Source organism: Saccharomonospora sp. CUA-673 (assembly GCF_001942305.1).
Taxonomy (GTDB): Bacteria; Actinomycetota; Actinomycetes; order Mycobacteriales; family Pseudonocardiaceae; genus Prauserella.
In genome coordinates this window covers 1-24,660 of sequence record NZ_MKKE01000003.1, presented here as the reverse complement: position 1 = coordinate 24,660, position 24,660 = coordinate 1, and the positions used below count along the sequence as shown (strand labels likewise).

Annotated in this window: 24 protein-coding genes, 1 tRNA gene and 2 pseudogenes; 13 read left to right on the top strand and 14 right to left on the bottom strand. The window is 70.4% G+C overall.

Annotation, left to right across the window (positions count from 1 at the left end; all coding sequences use genetic code 11):
• Nucleotides 1-27: 27 nt before the first annotated feature.
• The 3 genes and pseudogenes from BJF85_RS01745 to BJF85_RS01735 all read right to left on the bottom strand — a co-directional run bounded on the left by BJF85_RS01745 (nt 28) and on the right by BJF85_RS01735 (nt 3,681).
• A pseudogene (locus tag BJF85_RS01745) lies at nt 28-1,090 on the bottom strand (2-oxoacid:ferredoxin oxidoreductase subunit beta).
• A 34-nt stretch (nt 1,091-1,124) separates the two neighbouring features.
• A complete protein-coding gene (locus BJF85_RS01740) occupies nt 1,125-3,044 on the bottom strand; it encodes a 2-oxoacid:acceptor oxidoreductase subunit alpha (RefSeq protein WP_075845481.1) in 1,920 nt (639 codons plus the stop codon).
• Nucleotides 3,045-3,234: 190 nt separating this feature from the next.
• Entirely contained in the window at nt 3,235-3,681 is a 447-nt protein-coding gene (locus BJF85_RS01735; protein ID WP_075845480.1) for an Lrp/AsnC family transcriptional regulator, read from the bottom strand.
• A 73-nt stretch (nt 3,682-3,754) separates the two neighbouring features.
• Between BJF85_RS01735 and ddaH the strand changes: the two genes are divergently transcribed.
• Nucleotides 3,755-4,609 carry a dimethylargininase gene (gene ddaH, locus BJF85_RS01730; RefSeq protein WP_222844418.1) on the top strand — a complete coding sequence of 285 codons (855 nt, stop codon included), beginning with the start codon at nt 3,755-3,757 and terminating at the stop codon, nt 4,607-4,609.
• Between the two features lie 96 nt (nt 4,610-4,705).
• On the opposite strand, the gene BJF85_RS01725 is transcribed toward ddaH, so the two are convergent.
• On the bottom strand, nt 4,706-5,725 hold the full coding sequence (locus BJF85_RS01725; RefSeq protein WP_369822049.1) for a helix-turn-helix transcriptional regulator: 1,020 nt from the start codon (nt 5,723-5,725) through the stop codon (nt 4,706-4,708).
• Between BJF85_RS01725 and BJF85_RS01720 the strand changes: the two genes are divergently transcribed.
• Together BJF85_RS01720 and BJF85_RS29405 are read left to right on the top strand one after the other, a co-directional pair.
• Nucleotides 5,717-6,322 carry an SDR family NAD(P)-dependent oxidoreductase gene (locus tag BJF85_RS01720; RefSeq protein ID WP_255375322.1) on the top strand — a complete coding sequence of 202 codons (606 nt, stop codon included), beginning with the start codon at nt 5,717-5,719 and terminating at the stop codon, nt 6,320-6,322. The genes BJF85_RS01725 and BJF85_RS01720 overlap by 9 nt on opposite strands.
• Nucleotides 6,319-6,645 (top strand): hypothetical protein, encoded by a 327-nt coding sequence (locus BJF85_RS29405; RefSeq protein ID WP_255375321.1) that lies wholly within the window; start codon nt 6,319-6,321, stop codon nt 6,643-6,645. The genes BJF85_RS01720 and BJF85_RS29405 overlap by 4 nt, the downstream gene beginning before the upstream one ends.
• Nucleotides 6,646-6,761: 116 nt before the next feature.
• On the opposite strand, the gene BJF85_RS01715 is transcribed toward BJF85_RS29405, so the two are convergent.
• The 4 genes from BJF85_RS01715 to BJF85_RS01700 are packed head-to-tail and all read right to left on the bottom strand — an operon-like array spanning nt 6,762 to nt 10,242.
• Entirely contained in the window at nt 6,762-7,628 is an 867-nt protein-coding gene (locus tag BJF85_RS01715) for a metal ABC transporter permease (protein ID WP_075845479.1), read from the bottom strand.
• Nucleotides 7,615-8,505 carry a metal ABC transporter permease gene (locus tag BJF85_RS01710; protein WP_075845478.1) on the bottom strand — a complete coding sequence of 297 codons (891 nt, stop codon included), beginning with the start codon at nt 8,503-8,505 and terminating at the stop codon, nt 7,615-7,617. The genes BJF85_RS01715 and BJF85_RS01710 overlap by 14 nt, the downstream gene beginning before the upstream one ends.
• 7 nt (nt 8,506-8,512) lie before the next feature.
• On the bottom strand, nt 8,513-9,259 hold the full coding sequence (locus BJF85_RS01705; RefSeq protein ID WP_075845477.1) for a metal ABC transporter ATP-binding protein: 747 nt from the start codon (nt 9,257-9,259) through the stop codon (nt 8,513-8,515).
• Nucleotides 9,256-10,242: a metal ABC transporter solute-binding protein, Zn/Mn family gene (locus BJF85_RS01700; RefSeq protein ID WP_075845550.1), complete on the bottom strand. Its 987-nt coding sequence runs from the start codon at nt 10,240-10,242 to the stop codon at nt 9,256-9,258. The genes BJF85_RS01705 and BJF85_RS01700 overlap by 4 nt, the downstream gene beginning before the upstream one ends.
• Nucleotides 10,243-10,481: 239 nt before the next feature.
• On the opposite strand from BJF85_RS01700, the gene htpX reads away from it, so the two are divergent.
• The gene (htpX, locus tag BJF85_RS01695; protein WP_075845549.1) at nt 10,482-11,345 is read left to right on the top strand and encodes a zinc metalloprotease HtpX; all 864 of its coding nucleotides are present in this window, start codon (nt 10,482-10,484) and stop codon (nt 11,343-11,345) included.
• Between the two features lie 115 nt (nt 11,346-11,460).
• Here the strand turns inward: htpX and rfbA are convergent, their stop codons facing one another.
• From rfbA to BJF85_RS01680, 3 genes are all read right to left on the bottom strand, one after another.
• Entirely contained in the window at nt 11,461-12,342 is an 882-nt protein-coding gene (gene rfbA / locus BJF85_RS01690) for a glucose-1-phosphate thymidylyltransferase RfbA (RefSeq protein ID WP_075845476.1), read from the bottom strand.
• Nucleotides 12,343-12,403: 61 nt separating this feature from the next.
• A complete protein-coding gene (locus BJF85_RS01685; RefSeq protein ID WP_369822048.1) occupies nt 12,404-13,579 on the bottom strand; it encodes an exo-alpha-sialidase in 1,176 nt (391 codons plus the stop codon).
• A 100-nt stretch (nt 13,580-13,679) separates the two neighbouring features.
• Nucleotides 13,680-14,171 carry a YajQ family cyclic di-GMP-binding protein gene (locus BJF85_RS01680; RefSeq protein ID WP_075845474.1) on the bottom strand — a complete coding sequence of 164 codons (492 nt, stop codon included), beginning with the start codon at nt 14,169-14,171 and terminating at the stop codon, nt 13,680-13,682.
• Between the two features lie 154 nt (nt 14,172-14,325).
• Between BJF85_RS01680 and BJF85_RS01675 the strand changes: the two genes are divergently transcribed.
• From BJF85_RS01675 to BJF85_RS01665, 3 genes are all read left to right on the top strand, one after another.
• Nucleotides 14,326-14,407: transfer RNA gene (locus BJF85_RS01675), tRNA-Tyr, on the top strand.
• Nucleotides 14,408-14,683: 276 nt separating this feature from the next.
• Entirely contained in the window at nt 14,684-15,268 is a 585-nt protein-coding gene (locus BJF85_RS01670; protein WP_075845473.1) for a DUF2231 domain-containing protein, read from the top strand.
• Nucleotides 15,265-15,744, top strand: a complete 480-nt coding sequence (locus BJF85_RS01665) for a hypothetical protein (RefSeq protein ID WP_075845548.1) — start codon at nt 15,265-15,267, stop codon at nt 15,742-15,744. Before BJF85_RS01670 ends, BJF85_RS01665 begins: the two co-directional genes overlap by 4 nt.
• 12 nt (nt 15,745-15,756) lie before the next feature.
• Here BJF85_RS01665 and BJF85_RS01660 read toward each other — a convergent pair whose 3' ends face one another.
• Nucleotides 15,757-16,410, bottom strand: coding sequence for an HNH endonuclease family protein (locus BJF85_RS01660; protein ID WP_075845472.1), 654 nt, complete (start codon nt 16,408-16,410; stop codon nt 15,757-15,759).
• Nucleotides 16,411-16,664: 254 nt separating this feature from the next.
• On the opposite strand from BJF85_RS01660, the gene BJF85_RS01655 reads away from it, so the two are divergent.
• Nucleotides 16,665-17,087: a PPOX class F420-dependent oxidoreductase gene (locus BJF85_RS01655; RefSeq protein ID WP_075845471.1), complete on the top strand. Its 423-nt coding sequence runs from the start codon at nt 16,665-16,667 to the stop codon at nt 17,085-17,087.
• Between the two features lie 18 nt (nt 17,088-17,105).
• Here BJF85_RS01655 and BJF85_RS01650 read toward each other — a convergent pair whose 3' ends face one another.
• Nucleotides 17,106-18,035, bottom strand: coding sequence for a LysR family transcriptional regulator (locus tag BJF85_RS01650; protein ID WP_075845470.1), 930 nt, complete (start codon nt 18,033-18,035; stop codon nt 17,106-17,108).
• A 206-nt stretch (nt 18,036-18,241) separates the two neighbouring features.
• Here BJF85_RS01650 and BJF85_RS01645 point away from each other — a divergent pair, with 206 nt between their 5' ends.
• The 3 genes and pseudogenes from BJF85_RS01645 (at nt 18,242) to BJF85_RS01635 (ending at nt 21,538) form a co-directional block, all read left to right on the top strand.
• Entirely contained in the window at nt 18,242-18,868 is a 627-nt protein-coding gene (locus tag BJF85_RS01645; protein WP_255375326.1) for a succinate dehydrogenase cytochrome b subunit, read from the top strand.
• A 2-nt stretch (nt 18,869-18,870) separates the two neighbouring features.
• Nucleotides 18,871-20,795 (top strand): annotated as a pseudogene (locus BJF85_RS01640) (fumarate reductase/succinate dehydrogenase flavoprotein subunit).
• On the top strand, nt 20,792-21,538 hold the full coding sequence (locus BJF85_RS01635) for a succinate dehydrogenase/fumarate reductase iron-sulfur subunit (RefSeq protein ID WP_075845468.1): 747 nt from the start codon (nt 20,792-20,794) through the stop codon (nt 21,536-21,538). Before BJF85_RS01640 ends, BJF85_RS01635 begins: the two are co-directional and overlap by 4 nt.
• A 444-nt stretch (nt 21,539-21,982) precedes the next feature.
• Here BJF85_RS01635 and BJF85_RS01625 read toward each other — a convergent pair whose 3' ends face one another.
• The gene (locus BJF85_RS01625; RefSeq protein WP_139320415.1) at nt 21,983-22,654 is read right to left on the bottom strand and encodes a TetR/AcrR family transcriptional regulator; all 672 of its coding nucleotides are present in this window, start codon (nt 22,652-22,654) and stop codon (nt 21,983-21,985) included.
• Between the two features lie 372 nt (nt 22,655-23,026).
• On the opposite strand from BJF85_RS01625, the gene BJF85_RS27000 reads away from it, so the two are divergent.
• Together BJF85_RS27000 and BJF85_RS01610 are read left to right on the top strand one after the other, a co-directional pair.
• Nucleotides 23,027-23,566: a hypothetical protein gene (locus BJF85_RS27000; protein WP_139320414.1), complete on the top strand. Its 540-nt coding sequence runs from the start codon at nt 23,027-23,029 to the stop codon at nt 23,564-23,566.
• Nucleotides 23,567-23,568: 2 nt separating this feature from the next.
• Nucleotides 23,569-24,498 (top strand): collagen binding domain-containing protein, encoded by a 930-nt coding sequence (locus BJF85_RS01610; protein WP_075845464.1) that lies wholly within the window; start codon nt 23,569-23,571, stop codon nt 24,496-24,498.
• Nucleotides 24,499-24,660 lie beyond the last annotated feature (162 nt).

Sequence of the window (24,660 nt, the reverse complement as noted above, 5' to 3'; positions counted from 1 at the left end):
GCCCTCGACTGCGTGTGAAACCCGGGGTTACTCGACTGTCCAGGTGTCCTTGCCGGTGAGGAGGGCCTGGAGGTCGGCGGGCTTGGCCTGCTGGGCCTGCTCGACCTGGGCGCGTGCCTGGTCGTCGTAGGTCGGCCGGTTGACCTGACGGAAGATGCCGGTCGGCGTCATGTTGAGGTTCTGGTCGCCGATGCGCGACAGCGCGAACGCGTACGCCGTGTCCTCGATCGACGGGTCGTGCACGACGAGGTTGTCCGCGCCGATGTCGGCGACCTTGCCGACATCGAAACCGCCGTAGCCGCTGGAGGTCACACCGAGCTCGCCCTCCGGGCCGAACGTGATCGGCTCACCCGGCGTCAACGGGATGATCCGCTGCGCCGCCTCGTCGGAGTCCTTCAGCACCTCGAACGCGCCGTCGTTGAAGATCGGGCAGTCTGGTAGATCTCCACGACCGCGCTGCCCCGGTGCTGGGCCGCCGCCGTGAGCACCTCGGTGAGGCCCTTCTTGTCCGAGTCCACGCGCGGCCCACGAACGTCGCCTCCGCGCCCAGGGCCAGCGACACCGGGTTGAACGGCGTGTCCACCGAACCCATCGGCGTCGACTTGGTGACCATGCCCTGGTCGGACGTCGGCGAGTACTGGCCCTTCGTCAGACCGTAGATCCGGTTGTTGAACAGCAGGATCTTCAGGTTGACGTTGCGGCGCAGCGCGTGGATCAGGTGGTTGCCGCCGATGGACAGCGCGTCACCGTCGCCGGTGACGACCCACACCGACAGGTCCGGCCGCGTCGTGGCCAGACCGGTCGCGATCGACGGCGCACGGCCGTGGATCGAGTGCATGCCGTAGGTGTTCATGTAGTACGGGAACCGCGACGAGCAGCCGATCCCCGAGATGAACACGATGTTCTCGCGCTTGAGACCCAACGTCGGCAGGAACGACTGGATCGTGTTGAGCACGATGTAGTCGCCGCAGCCGGGGCACCAGCGCACTTCCTGGTCGGACTTGTAGTCCTTGGCCTTCTGCGGTTCGTCGGTCGACGGGACCAGATCGAGCCCGCCGAGGCTGGGCAAACCCAAATCGGTAGCGGTCATTTCGCCGCCTCCGCGGTAAAGAGTGCGTCGTCGGTCATTCTGCCGTGACCTCCCTGATGGTGTCGGTGAAGACGCCCTCGAGCTCCTCGGCCTTGAAGGGCAGTCCCGCGACCTTCGTGTAGGACTGGACGTCGACGAGGTACTTGGCGCGCAACAACATCGCGAGCTGGCCGAGGTTCATCTCCGGCACGATCACGCGGTCGTAGGACGCGAGCACCTCGCCGAGGTTGGCGGGCAGCGGGTTCAGGTGCCGCAGGTGTGCCTGCGCGATCGGCAGGCCCTTCTTGCGCACCCGGCGGGCCGCGGCGCCGTTCGGGCCGTACGTCGATCCCCACCCGAGCACCAGCACGCGCGCCTTGCCGCCGCTGGGGTCGTCGACCTCGACGTCCGGGACGTCGATGCCGTCGATCTTCGCCTGGCGCAGGCGCACCATGTGGTCGTGGTTGTCGGGGTCGTACGAGATGCTGCCCTTGCCGTCGGCCTTCTCCAGACCACCGATGCGGTGCTGCAGACCGGGCGTGCCCGGGACGGCCCACTCGCGGGCGAGGGTCTCCGGGTCGCGCATGTACGGCCAGTGCTCACCGGAACCGTCGGGCGCGTTCGGTTCGGACGCGAACTCGACCGACAGGTCCGGCAACGTCGACACGTCGGGGATGAGCCACGGCTCGGAACCGTTGGCGATGGCGCCGTCGGACAGCAGCAGCACCGGCGTGCGGTACGTCAGCGCGATCCGCGTGGCCTCGAGCGCGATGTCGAAGCAGTCCGCGGGCGTGGCCGGCGCGACGATCGGCACCGGCGACTCGCTGTTGCGTCCGAAGTAGGCCTGCAACAGGTCGGCCTGCTCGGTCTTCGTCGGCAGACCGGTCGACGGGCCGCCGCGCTGCACGTCGATCACCACGAGCGGCAGCTCGGTCATCACGCCGAGGCCGATCGTCTCGGCCTTGAGCGCGATACCCGGCCCGGACGTCGAGGTGACGCCGAGCGCGCCGCCGTAGCTCGCGCCGAGCGCGGCGCCGACACCGGCGATCTCGTCCTCGGCCTGGAACGAGGTGATGCCGAAGTTCTTGTACTTCGACAGCTCGTGCAGCACGTCCGAGGCCGGCGTGATCGGGTAGGTGCCCAGCAGCACCGGCAGCTTCGCCTGCTGACCGGCCGCCACGATGCCGTAGGCCAACGCCGTGTTGCCGGTGATCTGGCGGTACGTGCCCGCCGGCAGCTTCGCGGGCGCGACCTCGAAGGTCGTGCCGAACGCCTCGGTCGTCTCGCCGTAGTACCAGCCGGCGCGGAAGGCCAGGATGTTCGCGTCGGCGATCTCCGGCTTCTTCGCGAACTTCTCGCGCAGGAACTGCTCGGTGCCCTCGGTCGGCCGGTGGTACATCCACGACAGCAGACCGAGCGCGAACATGTTCTTGCAGCGTTCGGCGTCCTTCTTGCCGAGGCCGGTGCTCTCGAGCGCGCCCTGCGTCAGGGTCGTCATGGCGACCTCGTGGACCTCGAAGCCCGTCAGCGTGTCGTCCTCGAGCGGGTTCGACTCGTAGCCGACCTTCGTCAGGTTCCGCTTACCGAACTCGTCGGTGTTGACGATGATCGTGCCGCCGCGGGGCACGTCGCCGAGGTTGGCCTTCAACGCCGCCGGGTTCATCACCACGAGCACGTCGGGGCGGTCGCCGGGCGTGAGGATGTCGTAGTCGGCGAAGTGCACCTGGAAGCTGGAGACACCGGGGATGGTGCCCTGGGGTGCGCGGATCTCGGCGGGGAAGTTCGGCAGGGTGGCCAGGTCGTTCCCGAAGGCAGCGGCTTCGGAGGTGAACCGGTCACCCGTCAGCTGCATGCCGTCGCCGGAGTCGCCGGCGAAGCGGATGACGACGCGGTCGAGCTGGTTGACCTCCGTCTGACGGGTCGCCGACAGCGCGCCCGAGTCCTCGGTGGCGCTGCCGTTCGCACTCGTGCTCATGGGCCAGGAAATCCTTCTCTCACGATCTGGCGCGCCCCAGCGCGCAATACCTCGAGGTTACTGGTTGTTTTCAGGGCGAGTGCTGGGGTGTGATTTGGCTTACCTCACTTGCGGCGGGGGTGCAGCGGGCCTCCCACGCGCTGGGAAACCGGGCCGTCTCGGCCCGGTCGAGGACCCCTCGTTCGTCGGGTCACTGCCCCGGGTCGGGCGAGCGTTCCAGCAGCGTGGACAGGACCACCGTCGAGACCGTGCGGTCGATGATCTCCAGACCGCGGAGTCGTTCGAGCGCCGACTCGAGGTGGTGGATGTCGGCGGCGCGCAGGTGCACGATCGCGTCGGCCGCACCGGAGACAGTGTAGGCCGCGACCACCTCGGGCAGCGGCTCGAGATGCGAACGGATGCGGGCGGGTGCGACATTGCCCTGACAGTGGACCTCGACGAACGCCTCGGTGCCCCAGCCGAGGGCCTCCGGGTCGACGACCGCCGTGAAGCCGCGCAGCACGCCCTCGTCGAGCAGCCGGTCGACCCGGCGTTTGACCGCGGGTGCCGACAGGCCGACGACCTTGCCGATCTCGGCGAAGCTCGCGCGGGCGTTCGCCACGAGGCAGGAAACGATTCGCTGGTCCAGAGTGTTCACACGCAATGATTAGCATACTCATGCGCAACCATGGTCGATTGTTTGCGCATCCGGGTGGTTCTACATTCGAAGCATGTCGGACGCTCCCGCGCTGCCCGTGCGCATCCCCACGCCTCGTCACTACCTGATGTGCCCGCCGCGGCACTTCGCCGTGGAGTACTCGATCAACCCGTGGATGGATCCGAGCCGTCCCGTCGACGTCGATCGTGCCGTGCGGCAGTGGACGACACTGCGCGATCTGTACCGCGAACTCGGCCACACCGTCGACGAGGTGCCGCCGCAGCCGGGCCTGCCCGACATGGTGTTCGCCGCCAACTCCGGAACGGTCGTCGACGGCCGCGTGCTCGGCTCGCGGTTCCGCGCGCCCGAGCGCGCCGCCGAGGCCGAGCACTTCCGCCGTTGGTTCGTCGAGCACGGTTTCCGCGACGTGACGATGCCGCGGCTGATCAACGAGGCCGAGGGCGACTTCGCCTGGACCGGCGGGTTGCTGCTCGCCGGCACCGGATTCCGCACCGACCCGGGCGCGCACGCCGAGGCGCAGGAGACGTTGGGTGTCCCGGTCGTGTCACTGAACCTGGTCGACGAGCGCTACTACCACCTCGACACGGCACTGTTCGTGCTGCAGTCGGAGGCCGACGGGGTGCGCGCGCAGGTCGCCTACTACCCGGAGGCGTTCTCGCCGGGGTCGCAGCGGGTGCTGCGCCGGCTGTTCCCCGACGCGGTGATCGCCACGGCCGCCGACGCCGCATGCTTCGGACTCAACGGCATCTCCGACGGCCGGCACGTGATCCTGCCGGTCGAGACCGAGACGACCGGTCTCGCCGACCAGCTCAGCGCCCGCGGCTACGAGGTCCGCTACGTCGACATCTCCGAACTCCGCAAGGCCGGCGGCGGCCCCAAGTGCTGCACCCTGGAAATCCGCAAGTAACCACCTCGCCGTGTCAGCACCCCACGTCGCCGTGTCAGCACCCCACGTCGCCGTGTCAGCAATCCGCGTCGCCGTGTTGGCAGTTCGTGGACGCCGCTACGTCGGCGCGTCGGGGCTCGCGGCGGTCTCGGCGGCGTCGGTGGCGCGGCCGGCGGTGACGCGGAGGAGGTCGAGCTTGCCGGCGTCGGGCGTGCCGACGGCCGCGGTGTAGGTGACCATCCGGAGGTCGGCGCCCGGGGCCAGGAGGACGTCGCAGTCGAGGCGGATCTCGCCGACCTCGGGGTGGTGGATCGTCTTCCGTTCGCTCGCGTGCCGGGCGGCCGACGCGGTGTCCCAGTGGCGGGCGAAGGCGTCCGATTCGGCGCGGAGGTCCCGGACGAGGCGGGCGAGCCGGACGTCGGCGGGGTAGCGGGACATGGCGTCCTTGAGGTCGGCGACGATCGACGCCTCGAATGCCTCGGGCCCACGTTCGCTCTCCACGGGCGGAGGGTCGGGTCCGAACAGGACGCGAGCCAGGTTGCGCGCCTCGACCTGCACCGCGGACGGGTCGCCGTGCAGCGCGCACCACAGGTCGTTCCACCACACCAACGTCCAGTCCGCCGTGAACACGCCGATCGGGACGTCGCCCAGGCGCACGGCGAGCCGCTGGATGCTCGCCGGAACGTGGGCGCTGATCGTGCCGTCCTGCGGCGGCAGCAGCCCGGCGCCGCGATGGAGCTGGTCGCGTTCGTCCCGGGACAGCTGCAGGGCGCGGGCGAGGGCGTTGACGACCTGGGCGGACGGGTTCTGCGCCCGGCCCTGCTCGAGCCGCACGATGTAGTCGACCGACAGTCCGGCCAGGTGGGCGAGTTCCTCGCGGCGCAGTCCGGGCGCGCGCCGGCCGCCCGTCGCGGGGAAGCCCGCGTCGACGGGGAGAGCCGGTCGCGCCAGCGGTGCAGGAGCTCGCCGAAGTCGGACACGCCCCCATTCTGCGGCGCCGCGGCCGCCGGAGCCTGCGTACTGCCAGTCCCAGGGACGGCGAATCCCAGGGACCTCCGGGTCACTGGTCGGCGGCGGCGCGGCCGTGGAGGTTGGGGTGTGTACCGCCGACGTCAGGGAGGGCCTGTCATGGAGCACACGATCGTGATGACCGGAGCGAGCCGGGGGATCGGCCGCGTCGCCGCCGAGCACCTCCTCGACCGGTCGCCGGACGCGCACCTCGTCGTCCTGGTGCGGGAGCCCGGGGCGGAGGCATCCGACAACAACGTCTTGCAGGTCGCGGCGGACCTGAACTCGGTGCGGAGCGTCCGTGCGGCGGCGGTCGAGATCGCGGGCCGGCTCGATCGCGGCGAGCTGCCGCCGCTGCGGCACGTCGTCGGCAACGCGGGCGTGCAGTACACCGACGACCTCACCGCGGGTCCGGAGGGGATCGAGTCGACGTTCATGGTCAACGTGCTCGCCAACCACATCCTGGTCCGGACCCTCGAGGACCGCGTCGCCGACGGAGGGCGGATCGTGCTCACGGTCAGCGACACGCATGTCGGCGACCTCCGGCACAACCTGGGGATAGTGCCCGGTCCCGTGTGGCAGGACCCCGACGTTCTCGCCCGGCCACGGGCCTTCCGCCGTCCCGAGACGGTGGCCGCGGGGCGCAGGGCGTACTCGACGAGCAAACTCGCCGCGATCCACCTGGTCCACGAGTACGCGCGCCGGCTGCCGCCGGAGTCGACGTGATCGCCTACAACCCGGGCTTCGTCCCGGGTACGGCGCTCGCCCGGCACGCCGGTCCGGTCGACCGGTTCCTGATGCGCCGTGTCCTGCCGCTGCTGACCCGCACCCCGTTCGGCACGCGTCCCGGCGAGGCGGGCCGCCGCCTGTCCGACGTCGTCCTTGGCACCATCGCGGCGTCGTCCGGGTCCTATGTGGACCGGGACGCGGTCGGTCCTTCGTCGGACGAGTCCTACGACCCGCGACGCGAACAGGAGTTGTGGGAGACCATCGAACGCCTACGCACTCTCGACGCCGCGAACTGCCAACACGGCGACGCAGAACGCTGACACGGCGACGCAGAACGCTGACACGGCGACGCAGGATGCTGACACGGCGACGCAGAACGCTGACACGGCGACGCAGGATGCTGACACGGCGACGCCAGGTGCTGACACGGCGGCGGTTATGCGGGGGTGCGGCGGCGGGCGAGGAGGCCTCGGCGTGGGGCGAGCAGCAGGGTCAGCAGGAACAGGGCGCCGCTGGTGAGGCCGATGGTGCCGGGGATGGACGTGTCGAACGAGACGGCGAGCGCGTGTCCACCGGCCGAGGCGATCCAGCCGCACAGCGCGGCGACGACGAGCATCGCGCCGAGCCGCGTCGTCAGCAGCCGCGCGGTCGAGGCGGGCACGACGAAGAACGTGATCACCAGGATCGCGCCGACGCTGTCGAACGCCACCACGGCCACCCCGGCGACGGCGACGAGCAGCACCTGGCCGATCAGCCTGCCGCGCAGCCCGGCCAGTTCCGCGAACGCCGGGTCGAACGCCGCCGCCTGCAACGGCCGCCAGAGCGTCGCCACCAGTGCGAGCACCGCGACCGTCGCCAGCCCGGTGATCACCAGCGACCGGGGGACGTCGGCGCCGAACAGTTCCATCGTGCGCAGGGGAGCGAACGTCAGATCGCCGTAGATCGCCGAGTCCAGGTCGATGTGCGCACCCGAGGCGAACCGGCTGATGCCGAGGATCCCCAACGAGAACAGCGCCGGGAACACGAGCGCCAACGCGGCGTCCGACTCGACGACGCCGGTGCGTTTGAGCCAGTCCGTGCCGAGCACGCACAGCACGCCGAACGCCGTCGCGCCGACGACCGTCCACAGTGATGCGCGGTCGCCGGTCAGCAGGAAGATCAACACGATGCCGGGCAGCACCGCGTGGCTGACGGCGTCGGGCAACAGTGCCTGGCCGCGCAGCACGAGGAACCCTCCGAGTACCGCGCACGACGTCGACAGCAGCCCGGCGATCACCACGATCATCACGTCATCCGGAGACACGCACGCGCCCCCTTCTGATCCGGGCCAGCACGCCGCGCCGCGGGGCCAGCACCACCGACAGCACGGCCAGCGCCGTCGCGAGCAGCACGATCACCGGTCCGGCCGGCAACTCCGCGCGGCCGGCCGTGACGCCGCCGACCGCGCCGCTCGCCGCGCCGATCAACCCGGACAACGGCATGAGCGTCGCGAGTGTCGTCGTCAGCTGCCGGGCGGCGACGACCGGGGCGACCAGCAGCGCGACCATCAGGATCGCCCCGACCGTCCGCACGCCGAGCACGACGGCCAGGGCCAGCAGTCCGGTGCTCGCGGCGTCGACGACCCACGTGCGCACCCCCGCGACGGCCGTGAACCCGGGGTCGAACGTGGCCGACCGCAACAGCCGGAACCCCAGTCCGACGGCCACGACCGCCACGCCCGCGAGCACCAGCGCCACCACGATGTCGCGTTCGACCATGCCGGCGGTCTGACCGAGCAGGTACTCGTCGAGCCCGGCCTGCCCCGCGTCGCCGGTGCCGGCGATGCCGGTCAACAGCACGATGCCGAGCGTCAGCGACACCGACAGCACGATGCCGATCGCCGCGTCCGACCGCATCCGGCCGGTGCGTTCGAGCGCGATCATGGCGAACGCCGCGATCGCCGCCGAGATCGCGGCGCCGAGCAGCAGCAGTTCGGGCACCTTGGCCCCGGTGACCAGGAACGCGACCGCGACGCCGGCGAGCGTGCCGTGGCTCATCGCGTCGCCGAACATGCTGCGCTGCCGCAACACGGCCAACGGTCCGAGGAGCCCGGCGACGAACCCGACCACGGCCGTGCCGGCGACGACCACCGCGTCCGGATAGGACAGTGGCAGGACGTCGAGGAACTCTCCGAGACTCATCGCGCGCTCACCGCGCCAGCGGCGCCATGCCGTAGGCGCGTTCGAGGTGCTCGGTCGTCAGGACGTCGTGCGGATCGCCCGCGGCCACGACCGTGCCCGCCATCAGCACCGCGTGGTCGAAGTGGGTGAGCACGTCCCGCAGGTCGTGGTGCACGGCGATGACCGACGCCCCGCCGCGGCACAGGTCGGTGAGGATCCGCAGCAGCGTTGCCTCGGTGCGTGCGTCGACGGCGGTGAACGGCTCGTCGAGCACGATCAGGTCCGCGCGCTGCGCGAGCGCCCGCGCGAGGAACACCCGCTGCCGCTGCCCGCCGGACAGCTCGTCGAGCGGACGGTCGGCCAGTTCCGCGACACCGACCTGCGCCATCGCGTTCGCGACGAGCTCGTCGTCGGCCTCGGTGAACCGACGCAGCCAGCCGCGATGCGGGTACCGGCCCATCTCGACGACCTGCACCGCGGTGATGGGGAAGTCCTTCGCGACGCTGTCGGACTGCGGCACGTACGCCACGCGCGTGCGCACCTTCCGCAGCGGCTCGCCCAGCCACCGCACCGTGCCGCGCACCGACGGCACCAACCCGAGGGCCGCCTTGACCAGCGTCGACTTGCCCGCGCCGTTCGGTCCGACGATCGCGCTGAGCACCCCGGCGGGGATCTCGACGTCGACACCGCTCAGCACGGGCCTGCCGCCGTACGAGGCGCCCAGGTTCTGCAGCCGCAGTGCGGGGGTGGTGGTCGCCGGAGCGTCGGTGCTCATCCGAGGCCCTCCTCGAGCGTGGTCGCGTTGGCGTGCAGCATGCCGACGTAGCTGCCGTCGGAGCCGGTGGAGTCGGAGTGCAGCTCGCCGCCGACGTCGATGTCGCCGCCGCGTTGCCGCGCGGCGGCCAGCATCGATTCGACGGTCTGCGGCGACACGCTCGTCTCCAGGAACACCGCGGGCACGCCGTCGCGGGCGAGCAGCGCGGCGACCCGGTCGACGTCGGCGGTCGTGGCCTCCTGCTGGGTCGAGATGCCCTGGATCGCCACGACGTCCACGCCGAACGCGTCGCCGAAGTAGCGGAACGCGTCGTGCGAGGTGACGAGCGTGCGGTTGGCGGCGGGGATGCGCTCGATCGCCGCGCGGATGTCGGCGGCCGTGCGGTCGAGCTCGGCGCGGTAGTCGGCGGCGCGGCGGTGGTAGTCGGCGGCGTTGGCCGGGTCGAGCTCGGCGAGGTGCTCGGCGACCGCGTCGACCGCGTGGGCCCAGCGGTGCGGGTCGTGCCACACGTGCGGATCGTGCTCCTCCTCGGGAGCCGACCCCGCGGGCGGGCTCAGCAGCTCGTCGTCCGGCACGGCCTCACCGGCGAACAGGACGGGCTTGCTGCGCGCGACGTCCTGGAGCGTGTGCTCGAGCGCGCCCTCGAGGTACAGGCCGACGGCGATCACCGAATCGGCACGGCGCATCTCCCGCAGGTCGCCCGCGCGCGCCTGATAGAGATGAGGGTCGACGCCGGGGTTCATCAGCCGCAGCGTGTCCACGTCGTCCCCGCCGACGTGGCGCACCGTGTCGTCGAGGAACGTCGTCGTGGTGACGAGGCGGAGCTTCGCGTTGTCGGACGTCGGCGGCTGGAGGGCGTAGCCGACGGCTGTGGACAGCGCCAGGACGAACACCACACCGAGCGCCACGAGCGCGCGGCGATCGCGTCGGCGCGCACGCCGACGCCGCCGTGCGGCGCTCTGCGCGTCGCCCGCGATGTCCATGGTCACCCCTCAGGTTTCGGTCTGCCGAACTCTACGGTACGCCGGTCCGAAACCGGTGTGGGGTGTGGCGGGACGCACCCTGTCGCACCCTGTCGCGCCCTGCCGAAGTGCCCTGGTCACAGCGTCCGAAATAGACTCGCACGGCTGCGGGCGGAGGAACTCCGCACCCGCGTCGTACGTTGTTCGGCCGAGGAGCAACCGATTTCGGTGACCGCGGCGAGCGGGAGGAGGGTGAGCCGGTGCACAAGCACCACAACGGTCTCAAGACGGCGCTGCTGCTGGGGCTGATGAGCGCGCTCATCATCGGGATCAGTGGCCTGTTCGGCAGGGGTGCGTTGGTCATCGGCCTGCTGATCGCACTCGCGATGAACGGCTACGCCTACTTCAAATCGGACAAACTGGCGTTGCGGGCGATGCGCGCCCAGCCGGTGTCGCAGGCCCAGCAGCCTGCGATGTACCGCATCGTGCGGGAGCTGGCCACGCAGGCGCGACAGCCGATGCCGCGCCTGTACGTCAGCCCGACGCGCGCACCCAACGCGTTCGCCACCGGGCGCAACCCGCGCAACGCCGCCGTGTGCTGCACCACGGGCATCCTCGACATCCTCGACGAACGCGAACTGCGCGCCGTGCTCGGCCACGAGCTCGCGCACGTCTACAACCGCGACATCCTGATCTCGTCGGTCGCGGGCGCGCTGGCCAGCGTCGTGAGCTTCCTGGCCAACATGGCGATGTTCGCGAGCTTGTTCGGCGGCAACCGTGAGGGCGGGGCCAACCCGATCGCGATGCTGCTGTTGGCGATGCTCGGACCGGTCGCGGCCGGCATCATCAAGATGAGCGTGAGCCGCTCGCGGGAGTATCAGGCCGACCAGTCGGGCGCCGAGTTGACCGGCGATCCGCTGGCGTTGGCCTCGGCGCTGCGCAAACTCGAACAGGGCACGAACGCGGCCCCGCTGGCGCCGGATCCCAAGGTCGCCTCGCAGTCGCACCTGATGATCGCGAACCCGTTCCGCCCCGGTGAGCGCATGTCCCGCATGTTCTCGAGCCACCCGCCGATGGAGGACCGCATTCGCCGCCTCGAGGAGATGGCCCGCCGCGGCCTCTGACGCGTGTCGTCCGGTGACAACACGGCGACGCGAGTTGCTGACACGGCGACGCGAAGTGCTGACACGCCCGCGCAGGATGCTGACACGGCGACGTGGGGTGCTGACACGGCGCGTGTCAGGCGGTGGCGCCTGCGGCTTTCGCGATGTCCATGACGTAGTCGCCGTAGCCGCTCTTGGCGAGCTTCGCGCCGAGGCGGTGGCACTCGTCGGCGTCGATGTAGCCCATGCGCAGCGCGACCTCCTCGAGACACGCGATGCGCACGCCCGTCCGGTGCTCGAGCACCTGCACGAACTGGCCAGCCTCGAGCAGCGAGTCGTGCGTGCCGGTGTCGAGCCACGCGAACCCGCGCGAGAGCTCGACCAGCCGGGCGCGACCCTCGCGCAGGTACGTCATGTTGACGTCGGTGATCTCCAGCTCGCCCCGGGGCGACGGGCGCAGGCCGCGCGCGATGTCGACGACCTGGTTGTCGTAGAGGTAGAGCCCGGTGATCGCCTTGTTCGACCGCGGCGCGGCCGGTTTCTCCTCGATCGACAGCAACGTGCCGTCGGCGGCGATCTCGCCGACACCGTAGCGCTGCGGATCCTTCACCGGGTAGCCGAACAGCACGCAGCCGTCGAGGTCGGCGACCTCGGCCTGCAACGTCCGCGAGAAACCCTGGCCGTAGAAGATGTTGTCGCCGAGGATCAGCGCCACGTCGTCGTCGCCGACGAAGTCCGCGCCGATGACGAACGCCTCCGCGAGACCGTTCGGCGCGGCCTGCTCGGCGTACGACAGCTCCAGGCCCAGCTGGCGACCGTCGCCGAGCAGCCGCTGGAAGTTCGGCAGGTCGGCAGGCGTGGAGATGATCAGGATCTCGCGGATGCCGGCGAGCATCAGCACCGAGACCGGGTAGTAGATCATCGGCTTGTCGTAGACGGGCAGCAGCTGTTTCGACACCGCCTGCGTGATCGGGTGCAGCCGCGTCCCGCTGCCGCCCGCCAGGACGATGCCCTTCATCGCCGACCCTTCCGCTCGCCCGTCACCGGGTGCCTGTCACCTGCTCGGGTCAGCGTACCGACTACCGCGACGGCCCGGTCCCGAAGAACACCTGACAGCCCGCGTCGGTGCGGTCGGCCGTGAGCTGCAGCACCGTGTCGCCGTCGTCGACCGGCAGCAGCGACGGGCTGTAGTTGGGGCACGGGTCGTCGACCGGGTTGGCCACCTCGACCGGCGCGGGCACCTCGTACCAGGGGCCCTCGCCGAGGTTGTCGTTGGCGAGGATCGTCTTCCCGTTGCCCTCGCCCGGCTCGCCGTCGCCGTTCACGTAGATCTGGCCGATGAGCAGGATGCGCGTGCCGTTCGGGCCGCCCGGGAAGACCGAGAACGTGGGGGAGTGCTCGAAGTGCCTGCCCTCGGGGGTGCCGACCTGCGTGCCCGGCCGGGTGGGGTCGCCGAAGTCGGCGCCGTCGTCGGAGATCTTGAAGTACGGATCGCAGAAGCGCTCCCCGAAGTTGCAGATCTCGTAGCTGTAGAAGTGCCGGCCGTCGGGCAGCTCGCGCACGATCGGCATGCCCGGCCTGGCTTCGAACGGCTGCACCGCGACCGTCGTCCTCGGCTCGTTCCAGTTGACCAGGTCGGTGGTGGACATCTGGGCGTTGAACTGGTCGAACTCGTCGCCGCGTTCGTCGGAGTAGTGCATCTGCAGCGCGCCGGTCGAGTCGATGTTGAACTCCGGCTCCCACACGCCCGGCCTGCCACTGGAGGTCACCGGTTCGGACACGAAGTCCCAACTGCGGCCCGTGTCCTCGCTCGCCCACACGCGGATGCCGATCTCGCGGTCGGCGCCCGCCTTCTGCCGGTAGCTGGCCGCCCACAGCAGGGTGCCGGCGTCGTAGGAGCCGACGTCCTGCGGCAGCTCGTACAACGTCCCGCAGCACATGCCCTTGCCGGCGATGCCCTCCGGATCGCGCACCTCGCCGACCTGCTCGAACGTGGCGCCCTCGTCGGTGCTCTCGTAGATCGGGGCGTAGAAACCCCAGCCGTCGTTGCTGGTGAGCGAGGCGAGGATGCGGCCGTCGTGGCCCGCGCCGCCGTGCTCGGTGCGGATCACCCGCGGATACGAGCCGTAGGCGTCGTGGAGCAGCTGCCGATCGGCGCCGTGCGCCACCGCCGGCGCGACGGTCAGGCACAACACGATGCTGAGCAGGACGCTGGGCAGGCCGGCGAACAGCCTGCGCATTCCGGACTTACGCACTGAAAACCCCCGGTCTCGGACGGTGACCGGGGGATTCAAACACGATCAGGTGATACCACGTCAACGGTTGACGCGATGTTCACGAAGATGTGCGGGTGGGTTACCTGTAATTGGTGAACTGCAACGCGATGCCGAAGTCCTTCTCCTTCAGCAGCGAGATCACATCCTGCAGGTGATCCTTCTTCTTGCCCGACACCCGCAACTGGTCGCCCTGGATCTGAGCCTGCACACCCTTCGGCGCCTCGTCGCGGATGTACTTGGAGATCTGCTTCGCCTTGTCCTGCTCGATGCCCTCGACGATCGTGCCGGACACCTTGTACACCTTGCCGCTCACCGCCGGCTCGCCCGCGTCGAACGCCTTCATCGACACGCCACGCTTGACCAGCTTCTCCTTGAACACGTCGACCGCGGCCTTCACCCGCTCCTCGGTCTCCGCCTCCACGGTGATGGCGTTGTCCCCCGACCACGCCACGGACGCGCCCGTGCCCCGGAAATCGAACCGGGTCGACAGCTCCTTGGCCGCCTGATTGACTGCGTTGTCCACCTCCTGGCGGTCGACCTTGCTCACCACGTCGAACGACGGATCCGCCACGCTGCACGCACCTCGCTGATAGCTGCTTCTCTGGGTCGAACGGACGGGCCGCGCACACGCCCCGCACCGCAAGGGTAGTCACGAGGCCACCCGGGTGAGGGTCGGGCGGGCGCAGGCGGTACGCTGTGTCCTTGCCGGACGAGCTCCGGCACCCGGCGGGTTGCCCGAGCGGCCAAAGGGAGCTGACTGTAAATCAGCCGGCACAGCCTTCGGGGGTTCGAATCCCTCACCCGCCACTCGCTCGAAGGCGCCCCCTGCTTGTCGCTGGGGCGCCTTCGCTTGTTTCGAGCTTCGTCATCGTTTTTGGGGGCACGGCCCCCAAACCCCGTCCGGGGAGTGCCCCGGACCCCCATCCCGGTGGTCCCGTTTGGTGGGTCCCGAGGGCCCCATAGTTGCGTTGAACGCGACTAATCTTCCCTTCGCGGTCCGGAGTGCCGGCTGATTTGCAGTCAGTTCCCGACTGGGTCGGGGACATCCGAGTCGGCCCGCGGTGCGGTGGGTATCCGACCGGCATGTTCGTACGTCGGATCCTGGAATCGACCGAGTCGCTGCGTGCCGTGGACGGACCGGCGGCCACCGTCCAACGCTCGGTGCGGCGCGTGCTCGGCCGCGGTGGTCTCGACCGGTTCCTTCGTGGTTCCTGGTTGGGGCACCCGGTGCACCCGTTGCTGGTGGCCGTGCCGATCGGGGCGTGGACCTGCTCCGCGGTGTTCGACATCGGTTTCGATCAGCCCGTGGCCGCCCGCCGGCTCATCCTCGTCGGACTCGCCGCCACCCCACCCACGGTGGTGACCGGGCTGGCCGACTTCTCGCGGCTGAACCCCACCCAGCGGCGGGTCGCCCTCCTCCACGCCGGAGCCAACGTGGTCGCCGCCGGCCTCTACGTGCGCGCCGTGACGTGCCGGAACCGGTCGGCGAGCCGCGTCTGGGCATGTGCGGGCCTGGCGGCACTCGCCGCGGGCGGCGCGCTCGGCGGGCACCTGTCGTACGCGCTGGGAGCCGGCGTCGGCCGCTGGCAGCAGACGGCCGCGCAATCCGGGCGCAATCCGGACCGGCATGAGTACGACCCGGCCAGGGCGGGTAGCGCTCAGTGGTGAACCGTCTGCTGGCGATCTACCTGAACGACCAACTCGCACTGGGCACGCTGTGGCGCGAGCTGGCACGCCGCTCGGCACACAGCAACCACGACACCGAGTACGGCGAGGCCCTCACGCAGGTGGCGCAGGGCATCGCCGAGGACGTCGACACCTTCCGGGTGATCATGGAGCGGCTGGGCGTGCGCATCAACCCGGTGAAGACCGGCCTCGCCGTGGCCGCCGAACGCGTGGGACGGCTCAAACCGAACGGCAGGCTGCGGTCGTACTCGCCGCTGAGCCGGTTCGTCGAACTGGAGATCCTCGTGATGGGTATCCGGGGCAAGAAACAGCTGTGGACGACGCTGCGTGACCTGGCCGGCCTCGGCTCGCGCCTGCCCGACATCGACTTCGACGACCTGATCGCCCGCGCGGAGCGGCAACGGGCCGAACTCGAACCGTGGCGCGGGCAGGCAGGCCGCGACGCGTTCACCACGTAACGGCCCGCCGCGTCAGCGGCAGTGGCGAAGGACCCCACTGATGGCCTCCGCCTCGGCCTGGTCGACCGTCAGGTCGTAGCGCTGCTTGATCTGCACCCACTTGTCGACATAGCCACAACGGTCCTCGTCCGGCAGCCAGGTCGCCGGGTCCTGGTCACCCTTCGAACGGTTCGAACTCGCCGTCACCGGCACCAACACGTCCGGATCGTTCGCGTACTCCTCGCGCTGCTCCCGCGTCCAGTCCCGCGCACCCGACCGCGCGACCTCCGCCAACGGCACCCAGTGATCGATGTCCAATGCGGACGCATCCGAGACGACCTCGCCGTCGTAGACACTCGTCCACTCCCCGGACACCGCACAGCCGTCCCCGACACGCACGTTCCGGCCCGCGTCCTGCAACGCCGCGTCGCGGGCGTCGCAGCCGTCGCCGACCGACGTCCAATGTGGCCAGTCGTCCCGGTCGTAGTGCGCCCCCGTGTCCTCCGGCGCCACCGTCAACGCCGACAGATCCGCCTCACCCGTACCGGTGCCCGCCTCCGACGCGAAGAGATCCCCGTGCTCGAGCAGGTAGTAGCCACCCGCCACCAACAGCGCGACCAGCAACGAACCCAGCGTCTTCGGCGCGCGGGCACGGGAACGGGAGCGGGTACGGGAACGCGTGGACATCGACGGCCTTTCACCAGGGGAACCGAGAACCGGCACAGATGATCTTGCCTCGCCCCCTGTACGGGACATCAGCCGCTCCACCGATCGCGGCTGACCCAAGGGCCCCATGGTTGCGTTGAACGCGACATGGCCCTTGGGAGCTGGGGCATGTCTCACGTCACCCGGCGGGGCGCCTCGGCGGGCCGGGGCGGCGGACGTGCGGCACCATCGGCGCGAGGAACACCCGAGAGCACGAACGCTGGAGGAACATCCGCGTGTCCACGCCACCGCTGCCCGCCGAGGCCGTCGAACTGCTGCGCCGCCCCAACCCCGCCGTCATGGCCACGCTCCGCTCGGACGGCGCGCCCGTCTCGGCCGCCACCTGGTACCTGTGGGAGGACGACGGCCGCGTGCTGGTCAACCTCGACGAGGGCCGCGCCAGGCTCAAGCACCTGCGCCGCGACCCGCGCGTCACCCTGACCGTCCTGGACGAGAACTGGTACACGCACGTCACGCTGATCGGCCGCGTCACCGAGATCCGCGAGGACGACGGGCTCACCGACATCGACCGCCTCGCCACGCACTACCTCGGCGCCCAGTACCCCGACCGCGTCCGCACGCGCTACAGCGCCTGGATCGAGGTCGAGCGCTGGCACGGCTGGGGCGCCCACCGCGACAGCGACCAGGCCACCGTCTGACCCCGCCGGCCCGGTCGCTCAGGTGGGGCGGCCGGGGACTGTGATGAGGGGGCGGATGCGGGAGGCGTCGTCGAGGAAGCCGGTGACGGCGTCGCCGAGGGCGCGGACGGCCTTGGACGGTTCGACGTCGCGGCGGTGCGCCAACCGCACCGTGCGGGTGAGGCCGGGCGCGGTGAACCGGGTGATGCGGAACCGGTCGTCGACCACCGTGCTCGGCACCACGGCCACGCCGACGCCGGCGCGCACCAGCTCCAGCACGGCGTCCATCTCGCCGCCCTCGACGGCGAACGTCGGCTCGAAGCCCGCGGCGCGGCACGCGGCGACGGTGGTGTCGCGCAGGTCGTAGCCGCGGCGGAACATCACCAGCGGCAGCCCGTCGAGTTCGGGCACGCCGATCCGCCGCGCGGGCACCGGCGCGGGCGCGTCCTTCGCCGAGATGACCACCAGCTCCTCGACGAACAGCGAGCGCGCGGCGATGCCGGGGTCGCGGCGCCGGTCCCGCGAGTCGATGATCATCGCCAGGTCCAGCGTGCCCTCGGCCAGGGCGACCTGCAGGTCCCGCGATCCGCTCTCGTGCAGCACCAGCTCGACGCCGGGGTAGTTGCGGCGGAATGCGGCCAGCGTCGCGGGCAGCACGCCGGTGCACAGGCTCGGCGTCGCACCCAGGCGCACCCGGCCGCGTTCGAGGCCGTCGAGTTCGCGGATCGCCCGGTAGGCGCCCTCGGCCTCGCCGAGGATGCGACGAGCGATCGGCAGCAGCGCCTCACCGGCCTCGGTGAGCGTCACCCGGCCCCGGCCGCGGTGGAACAGCGGCGCGCCGACGTCCCGCTCCAGCGCCCGCACCTGCTGCGACAGCGACGGCTGCGCCACGCGCATCTGCTCCGCCGCCTTCGTGAAGTGCCGGGTCTCCACGACGGCCAGGAAGTACGACAGTTGCTGGAACTGCATACCCACACGATAGACGGAACCTATCGCCGGTAGAGCTTCTATGTCTTTGACCTCTGAACATGTCCGGTTCTAGCGTCAATGTCGTGGAAGCCAAGACAGCGGTGTCGACAAAGCCACCGTCAGCCCGGCCACCGAAACCACGGTCGACCAAGCGGCCGTCGGCGCCGGTGGCGTTCTGGCGCTCGACGATCGGCAAGAAGACGGTCATGGCCGTCTCCGGACTGCTCTTCGTGCTGTTCCTGCTGGCACACATGCTGGGCAATCTCAAGATCTTCGCCGGGGCCGCGGAGTTCAACGAGTACGGCATGTGGCTGCGCACGCTCGGCGAACCGATGCTGTCCTACGGCTGGTTCCTGTGGATCCAGCGGGTGGTGCTGCTGGTCGCACTGGTGGCGCACATCGTCGCGGCCGCCCAGCTGAGCCTGCGCGACCGCAGGGCCCGGCCGGTGCGCTACACCCGCGGCCAGCGCGTCAAGGCCACGTTCGCGACCCGGACCATGCGCTGGGGTGGGATCATCCTGGCGTTGTTCATCGTCTGGCACATCCTCGATCTGACGGTCGGCGCGGTGAACCCGGACTTCCGCTACGGCGAACCGCACCACAACGTCGTCGTCGGCTTCGAGGTGTGGTGGATCAACGTCATCTACATCGTGGCGATGGTGATGCTCGGCCTGCACATCAACCACGGTTTCTGGAGCGCCGCCCAGACCCTCGGCGTGAACCGGCCCGCGCGCCAGCGGGTGATCAAGACGATCGGGTCGACGTTGGCGGTCGTGCTCACGGTCGGGTTCGTCATCGTGCCCGTGGCCGTGATGACAGGAGTGGTGAGTTGACCATGCGTTACACCATCGGCGAGGACATCGCCGACACGAAGGCCCCCGGTGGCCCCATCGAGGAGCGCTGGGACAAGCGCCGGTTCGAGGCGGGCCTGGTCAATCCGGCCAACCGGCGCAAGCACACGGTGATCGTCGTCGGCACCGGGCTCGCGGGCGGCTCCGCGGGCGCGACGCTGGCCGAGCAGGGCTACCACGTCGTGCAGTTCTGCGTGCAGGACTCGCCGCGCCGGGCGCATTCGGTGGCCGCGCAGGGCGGGATCAACGCGGCCAAGAACTACCGCAACGACGGCGACTCGGTGCACCGGCTGTTCTACGACACGGTCAAGGGCGGCGACTTCCGCTCCCGCGAGTCCAATGTGTACCGGTTGGCGCAGATCTCCGAGCAGATCATCGACCAGGCCGTGGCGCAGGGTGTGCCGTTCGCGCGCGAGTACGGCGGACTGCTCGACACGCGCTCGTTCGGCGGCGTGCAGGTGCAGCGCACGTTCTACGCCCGCGGGCAGACGGGCCAGCAGCTGCTGCTCGGCGCGTACCAGGCGCTGTCGCGGCAGATCGCCGCCGGCACCGTGGAGATGCACCCGCGCACCGAGATGCTCGACCTCGTCGTCGTCGACGGCAAGGCGCGCGGGGTGGTGGTGCGCGACCTGGTCAGCGGGCGGATCGAGACGCACCTGGCCGACGCCGTCGTCCTCGCCACGGGCGGCTACGGCAACGTCTTCTACCTCTCCACCAACGCCAAGGGCTCCAACGCCACGGCCGTCTGGCGCGCCCACAAGCGCGGCGCCTACCTGGCCAACCCGTGCTACACGCAGATCCACCCGACGTGCATCCCGCGGTCCGGCGAGCACCAGTCGAAGCTGACGTTGATGAGCGAGTCGCTGCGCAACGACGGGCGCATCTGGGTGCCCCGGCGCAAGGGCGACGACCGGCGCCCGCCGACATCCCCGAGTCCGAACGCGACTACTACCTCGAGCGGATGTACCCGGGCTTCGGCAACCTCGTGCCGCGCGACATCGCCTCGCGTGCCGCGAAGAACCGCTGCGACGAGGGCTACGGCGTCGGCCCCGGCGGGCTCGGGGTGTACCTCGACTTCGCCGACGCGGTCGAACGGCTCGGCGCGGCGACCATCGAGGCGCGCTACGGGAACCTGTTCGACATGTACGAGCGGATCACCGCGGAGGATCCGTACCGCGTGCCGATGCGGATCTACCCGGCGATCCACTACACGATGGGCGGGCTGTGGGTCGACTACGACCTGGAGAGCACCATCCCCGGGCTGTTCGTCATCGGCGAGGCCAACTTCTCCGACCACGGCGCCAACCGGCTCGGCGCGTCGGCGCTGATGCAGGGCCTGGCCGACGGGTACTTCGTACTGCCCACGGCGATCAACGACTATGTCGCCAAGGGCGGTTTCGACCCCGTCGCCCCGGACGACCCCGCCGTGCGCGAGGCCGAGACGGCGGTGCACGACCGCATCCGGAGCCTGCTCGACGTGCAGGGCACGCGCACCGTCGACTCGTTCCACCGCGAACTCGGCATGCTGCTGTGGGACCACTGCGGCATGGCCCGCAACGCCGACGGCCTGCGCACCGCGCTGGAGCGCGTGCCCGAGCTGCGCGCCGAGTTCTGGCGCGACGTGCGCATCCCCGGCAGCGGGGAGCGGCTCAACCAGGAACTGGAGAAGGCCGGCCGGGTCGCCGACTTCCTCGAGTTCGCCGAGCTGTTGCTGCTCGACGCGCTCGAACGGGAGGAGTCGTGCGGCGGGCACTTCCGCGAGGAGCACCAGACCTCCGGCGGCGAGGCGCAGCGCGACGACGACCGGTTCAGCCGCGTGTCCGCATGGGAGTACGGCGAGACTCCCGTGCTGCACAAGGAAAACCTCGAATTCTCCTACGTTCGCCCGACCCAGCGGAGTTACGCATGAAGCTCACCGTTCGCATCTGGCGCCAGGCCGGACCCGACGCCGAGGGCGAGCTCGTGACCTACGCGGTCGACGACCTCAGCCCGGACATGTCGATGCTGGAGATGCTCGACGTGCTCAACGAGCGGCTGGTCGAGGGCGGCGAGGACCCGGTGGCCTTCGACCACGACTGCCGCGAGGGCATCTGCGGCACGTGCGGTGTGGTGATCAACGGGCGGGCACACGGACCGGAGAAGACCACGGCGTGCCAACTGCATCTGCGGTCGTTCGACGACGGCGACGTGATCGACGTCGAACCGTGGCGCGCGTCGGCGTTCCCCGTCGTCAAGGACCTCGTCGTGGACCGGTCGGCGTTCGACCGGATCATCGGCGCGGGCGGTTACGTCAGCGTGCCCACCGGCAGTGCCCCCGAGGCGCACGCGACGCCGGTGGCCAAGGACGACGCGGAGCTCGCGTTCGACAACGCCGCGTGCATCGGCTGCGGCGCGTGCGTGGCGGCGTGCCCCAACGGCTCGGCGATGCTGTTCACCGCGGCGAAGGTCGCGCACCTCAACGTCCTGCCGCAGGGCGATCCCGAACGCGACGAGCGGGTACTCAACATGGTCGAGACGATGGACGACGAGGGCTTCGGCGGCTGTACCAACGTCGGCGAATGCACCGTGTCGTGTCCGAAGGGGATTCCGCTGGACAGCATCGCGAGCCTGAACCGCGAGTTCTTCCGCGCGTCCTGGCGCCGCTCCCGCTGACGCTCCTGCGCCGGCGTTCGAGGGGTCGCGGCGAGCTCTGCCGATCTTGCCGGCGGGGGAGTAGCGTGCGGCGCATGGCCAAGGTGGACAGTGTCGAGGAGTATCTCGACGGCTTCGACGGCGGGATCCGCGCGCACCTCGATGCGGTGCGCGCGCTGATGAACGAGACCGCGCCGACCGCGACCGAGGCGATCCGCTGGGGCAGCCCCGCGTGGCTGCACCCTCCGGGACGATTCTGTTCATTCTCAACGGCCACGCGAAGCACATCGGCATCGCGTTCACGCCGAGCACGCGCGAGCGTTCGCCGGCGAGCTCGACGGGTACGACCTCGGCAAGGGCACGGTCAAGATCCGTGCGACGCAGGAGGTGCCGCTCGACGTGCTCCGCCGGATGATCGAGTACCGCGTCCGCGAGCACGAGGACGACGGCGTGCTGTGGATGTGATCAGCCGCGCGGTTGGGCGGCGTCGCTGACCGGGGCCTCCCAGATGCCGACGATGGCGTCGATGAGGCCCTCGGCCGCCTCGCGCCACGTCGCGCGGGGTGTGGGCAGATCGCGGGCGATCGCGCGTTCGCGGTCGGCGGCCATGTGCACCATGAGATGCTTCGTGATGTCCGCGCGCTCGGCGCGCACGGGCGCGGGCAGGTGCGTCACGCAGCGGTGCACCCCGTCGATCGTGGTCTGCAGCGCCGCGTCGAGGGCGTTGGTGTCGTCGAGGACCGCCTGCAGCGTCGGATCCGTGACGAGCTGGGCCTTGAACCGCGCCTGCCACGTCGGCCGGCCCAGTTCGGCCAGATGATCGGTGACCGGCAGGACGACACAGGCCACCCAGTCGCGCAGGGTCGGGTTCGCGCCCAGCTGTGCCACGTAGGTCGCGCGCCGCCGCCGCTGCGCCGTCAGGTGCCGGTCGACCAGCGCCGCGATCAGGTCGTGCTTCGTGCCGAAGTGGTAGTGCACGGCCGCGTTGTTGCCCTGGCCCGCGGCCTCGCTGATCTGCCGGTTCGACACGTTGTAGACGCCCCGTTCGGCGAACAGCCGCTCCGCCGTGCTCAGGATCGCGTCGCGGGTCGCCTGCGCGCGGTCGTCGCGTGCCACCGATCCGTCGGATGTCGTCACCACGTAACCCTCCCCGCTGCGACGTTCCCCTGCGAACGTCGCGTCTCACGCCCCTGTCCCTTACTACGATCGACTATTACGACAGGTCACGGACGTGCACTCTAATGGGTGACGGCGGATATGTGGCATTACCGCCTTTCGGATACGTGTCGCGTCCGTTAAGCGCCGGTGCCGAGCATCCGCTCCCGGTGTTGCGGGCGTGGGTGCAGTGGGCGTGCATTATCGAAACCCCAGGTTACAGACGTTTCGGCGACCGCGTGCTCGGTGATCGAACCGGTACCGCGCGTGACAACGGAGTTGTGTCAAGCAGTTGCTTTACGGTCGCATTGGGTGGTAAGTACTCACTGTCTACTCACTCATACGGAGGAATCTGTGAGGCTGTGGAAGCGACGGACCGAGCCTGCTGAGCGCGAGGTCGGCCGCCCCTCGGCAGCCACGGGTGCTGCTTCTCCGGACTCGTCCGCGACGTCGGCCTCCGGGGCTCCTCTCGCGTCGGGTTCGAGCACCTCGGGTTCGGGCGGTCCGGGCTCGACGGCTCCGGGGCCGGGCTCGACGGCGCAGGCGTCCGGTGCGGCGTCGTTGTCGCCGGCGGCCGTCGCCGCGGCCCAGGCGCTGTCGGCGCCGTCGTCCGTCGGCACCCGCGCCGTGCGCGGACGCATCCAACGCGGCGGCGCGACGGCGCAGGCCCTGCCCGCCGCGGTCACCACGATCACCGCGTACCGGCGGGACGGCTACGTCGTCGCCAACACGATCAGCCAGGACGGGGCCTACCTGCTCGAAGGGTTGCCCACCGAACCGCTGACGCTCGTCGCCGTCGAGCATCCGTCGGTGCACGAGGAGGTCGTTGTCCGCGCGGGCGACCAGCAGCACGACATCGCGCTTCCCGCGTTCCCCCGGAAGGACCTGGCCTGACCATGCGCAACGAATTCCCCGCGTGGCCGCAGGAGGAACCGGCCGCCAACGGCGCCGGACTGCCGGTCAACGGCCAGGGCCACGGTGTGAACGGTGGTGGCGCGAACGGTTCCGACGGTGCGTCCGGCGGGCAGGCCGGCGCCGCGCACCGCCCGGACCCGTACGCCGACCTGCAGGTGACCGCCAACGACGTCCTCGCGGGTGTCGTGCACGGCGGCAGCCGGCCGCTCGCCGACGTGACCGTGACCGTCACCGACCGCACCGGTTCGCAATGCGCGCGGGCCGTCACGGACGCGGGCGGGGTCTTCCGCGTGCCCGGACTCGAACCCGGCAGCTACGTCCTCGTGTTCGCACGCGCCGGCTACCGGCCGCAGGCGACCGTCGTGCCGCCCGGCACCGTTCCGTCGCGTTTGGACATCACACTCGAACCGACCGCCGGTGTGCACGGCGCCGTCCGCGACCGGGTCGCCGGCCGGCCGATCCCCGGCGCGACCGTCACCGCGATCGACGAGAACGGCGAGGTCATCGGCAGCACGGTGTCCGATGAGGACGGTCGCTACCTGCTCGGCGGCGTGCACGCACCGCAGATCACGCTCGTCGCCGCGGCGCCGCTGGCCGACCCGGTCGCCACCGTCGTCACGCTCGACGGCCCGAACACCGCGGTCGACCTCGAACTCGAGATGCGCGGCGCGCTGTCCGGCGTGATCACCTCCGGCGGCTGGCCGCTGTCCGGCGTGCGGCTGCTGCTGCGCAACGGGGACGGCGCCGTCGTCAGCTCCACCGTCAGCGACGACGCCGGCCGCTACCGCTTCGGCTCCGTCGTCCCCGGCGCCTACACCGTCACCACCGCCCCCGCCGAACCCGCCGTCATCACCATCGGCCCCCACGCAACCCTCGTCGACCTCGGGGTGGGGGTATCGGTGGGGAGTTAGCTCCCCACGTCGCCGTGTTGGTGTTTCGCGTCGCCGTGTCGGCGTTTCGTGGACGTCGTGTCAGCGTTCTGTGGCGTGGTGTTGGCGATTCATGTCGGTGTTTTGGCGTTTCGTGGCGTGGTGTTGGCATTCTGCGCGGGCGTGTCAGCAACTCGCGTCGCT